We start from the raw sequence: 3,612 nt of genomic DNA, 5'->3' as shown, positions 1-3,612 counted from the left end.
CCGAGCGCGCGGCGGCCCTCACGGCCACCTTTGGCGAGCTGCGCCAGCTGCTGGGCGAGGCCGAGCCGTTAGGCTGAGAATACGCTACTTCCGGCCCTGCTGCGTTTGTGCATAAACCGCGGGGCATTTTTCAATTCGTTTAATTTCAATTAGTTTCCTCCTTTATGGCAACACGCTTACCTGTATACGCTGCCGCACTGCTGCTGGGTAGTTACTGCGCGGCCCCGGCCGCCCATGCCCAGTCTTCGTTCGCGGGCGCACCGGGCGCGGTTATTGGCCTGGCCCACATTATTTCGGCGCAGAAAAAGGCGCACGACGAACTAATTGCCCGTACGATTACGACGGCCACCTATCGAGGGGAAAGCTTTCCGATGAAGCGCTGCCCGGACGATATTATGGCCGGCGATGCTGCCGACCGCATTGCGCAGCTCGAAACTCAGCTTGCCGCCTGCAACAAGGCCCTGCTTGCCGACTCGACAAGCCTCACCTGCCCGGCCGAACAGCAAGCGGCCATCCGGGCCAACCTCAACTATATCAGTGGAGCCCGTCCCGGCTGGAGCCTGCAACCTTACCGTCAGGAATTGAAGTTTTATGTAGCCGAGGACAAACGCCGCGAGCGCATCGCAGCCTCAACGAAAGCCAAATAGCTCCATTCCGACCCATTTAAGTTGATTTCACGCCCGCCTTGCCAGCTACCTGCCGGCGGAGCGGGCGTAATTTTATTCTATGAAAATTATCAGCGTCCGCTTCGCTAATCTCAACTCGCTGCCCGGGCCGTTCCTGATTCGCTTTGATGAAACGCCCCTGGCTGATACCGGGCTGTTTGCCATCACCGGCCCCACCGGGGCGGGCAAAAGCACGCTGCTCGACGCTATTGCAGTGGGCCTCTACGGCCGCGTGCCCCGCCACGACAAGCAGGTGGGCGAGATGGTGAGCCGCCACGCGCCGCACGCATTTTCGGAAGTGGAGTTTGAAGTGTTCGAAACCAACCCCGACACCGGCGCGGTGGGCCGCGTGCGCTACCGCTCGCGCTGGGAAGTGAAGCGCAAAACCCGCGGCGAGGACAAGGGCGGCCTCGGCCAGGATGCCATGACGCTGGTGCTGAGCCCCGCGGGCACGGCCGTGGTGTCGGGCAAAGACGCCGTACCGGCCCGGGTGAGCGAGGTTTCGGGACTCGATTTTGGGCAGTTCGAACAGTCGGTGCTGCTGAGCCAGGGCAAATTTGCCCGCTTCCTGCACGCCCCCGAGAAGGAGCGCAGCGCCCTGCTCGAGAAAATGACCAACGTGGGCATCTACTCGCGGCTGAGTGTGGCGGCCTACGAAAAGGCCAAGGAGGAAGAACTGAAAACCAAGCTGCTGCAGGCCCGCCTCGACGCCACCCGCCTGCTAACAGAGGAAGCCCGCGCCGCCCTCGAAGCTGAGCTCGACGAGCTGCACCAACTGGCCGAGCAGCACTACGAAGAAAACCAGGACCTGACTCTGGGCCTGACCTGGCGCACGATTCTCGACCAGCTTGACAGCCAGCTGCGCAACACCGAGCGCGAAGCCGAGCGCCTGCGCCACGACGAGGCCACCCTGCAGCCCGAGTTTGCCCGGCTCGAGGGACATTTGCGCGCGGCCGTTGTCGATAAGCCGATGGCCCTGGCCGCCGCCGCCGCGCAGGAGCTGCAACTCCTTGAACAGAACCTGCTGGCACTGGAGCAGGCCCAGCCTGCCCTTGCCCACGTCGCAGAGCTGGCCGACGGTGCCCTTACCGCTGCGCAGAAAGCCCACGCCACGGCCGAAAGCGCCGAAGCCGAGCGGCGCCCGGTGCTCACCAAAGCGCGCGAAACCGATGTTGCCTTGGCAGCCGCCGCTACTCAGGTGGCGAAAAGCGAAAAAAGCTACGAAGCTGCTCAGGATGAATACCAGCGCAAACAGGCGAACGTACAGCAACAGAACAAGCACCTAAATACACTAGCCGACCGAAAGGCCACGCTGGAAGCTTGGCTGCTGGCCCACAACCACGAAAATGACCTGACGCTGGAGCTCGGCGAAATCAAACGTCAGCTACTGGATTTGGAGGGCGTAACCACGCCGCAGCGGACCTTGGAAACCCGCCAGGAAGAACATCTCAAAGCCCTGCAAACCGCCGCCGACGACCTCAGGCGCCTGCAACGCGCCGAAGCCGACGCCTTGACCGAACAGCAGCGGTTGGTTGCGCAGGGCCGCCCTTCGCGGGCCGAGCGCGACGCGCTGCTCGCCGGTACCGATACTGCCGCGCTGACCCAGCGCGAAGCCGACCTGACGGCGCAGCTCTACCTCTGCCAGCGCCTGCTGCCCTTGGCCCAGACCGCGCTGACTCAGCAAGCCCGCGTGCAGGAAATCGACCAGCAACAGGCCATTCAAGCCGAAGCCCTGCGGCGGACCGAAACCGATTTTGACCACCTCAAAACCCGCCACGCCGATGCCCAGCGCTTGCTCGAAAGCTACCAGCGCGAGCTGCGCATCCATCAGGCGCTGGCCGACCTCAACACCCACCGTCATCAGCTGCGCGACGGCGAGCCCTGCCCCCTGTGCGGCGCGCTGGACCATGCTTTCGCCGCCGATTTTACCGCCGAAGCCGGGGAGCAGGAACAACGAGTAGCGCAGCAGCAAGCAGTTATCAGTCAGCTGGAAGGCGAGCTTCGTACCGCCGACCAAAACTTGGTGCGGCAGCAAACCGAGCAGCAGCAGCGCCTGCTGCGCCGCCGCGAGGCTGCCGAAGCAGTGGCTGTAGCACAGGCTCAGGTAAACGAACTAGCTATAGGCATGGTGCCGGCGTTGGCCGACGCGTTGAGCCTGGCAGCAATTGAAAAACGCCTAGCCGAAACCCGTACCAACCAGACCGCTGCCGCCGCTGCCTGCCGCCGATTAGCCGATTTGGACAAGCAGCTAGCCGACTTAAAGGAGCAGTACACCGAAGCGGGCACCGCTGCCATTCGGGCACGCGGCGACGCCGCCCTGGCAGGCCAGCGCCACGAAACTGCCCAAGCTCAGCTGGCCGAACTGAAAAGCGAGCTGGCCGACTACCGCGAGCAAGCAGCCAACTACCGCCAGATTATTCAAACCCTGTTGCGCCCGCACGGTCTGATACTGCCCCCGGCGCAGCCCTACGACGGAATTTTGGCTACGCTGGGCGAGCGCGCCAGTGCCTTTGTGCAGCAGCGCGAAGTCCTCACCGCTCTCAACGAAGACATCGCCCGGCAAGAGGCGCAACTGCAATCGCAGGGCCAAGTGCTGGCCGAGCAGCAGCGGCTGCTCGCCGCAAATGAGGCCGCGCTGGCAATGGAGAAGGCCGACTTGGAGCAGCAGCGAAGTGCTCGATTGGCTGAATACGCCGGCCCTGACCCGGCCGGCGAGCTAGAACAGCTGCAGCGCAACGTACAGGAGGCTAACCGGTTGCTCCAGCTTACTCAGGCTGAACAAAATGCCCGGCAGCAGTTATTAGCGAAGAACCGCACCCTGTTCGCGCAGCTTCAGCAGCAACAGCGGCAGGCGCTTACCACTGCCGATGCCCGCCAAACCGAACTGGCGGCTGCCCTCGCCAGCGCCGGCTTAGCTACGGCCGCCGAGGCCCGCGCCCTGCTGCTG

At 63.6% G+C, this 3,612-nt stretch carries 2 protein-coding genes; both read left to right on the top strand.

Features of this window, described 5'->3' with window-relative positions:
• Positions 1–164: 164 nt before the first annotated feature.
• On the top strand, positions 165–647 hold the full coding sequence (locus ACYVDE_RS17385) for a hypothetical protein (RefSeq protein WP_460502813.1): 483 nt from the start codon (positions 165–167) through the stop codon (positions 645–647).
• Positions 648–726: 79 nt separating this feature from the next.
• Positions 727–3,612: AAA family ATPase (locus ACYVDE_RS17380; RefSeq protein ID WP_460502812.1), on the top strand; the 2,886-nt coding region annotated here is incomplete at its 3' end.

It is taken from the genome of Hymenobacter agri (assembly GCF_054778495.1).
This window is presented reverse-complemented; position numbering and strand designations above follow the sequence as displayed.

What these genes read in the sequence shown, in the direction of transcription:
- ACYVDE_RS17385 (WP_460502813.1), top strand. Translation starts at nt 165, where the DNA reads ATGGCAACACGCTTACCTGTATACGCTGCCGCACTGCTGCTGGGTAGT.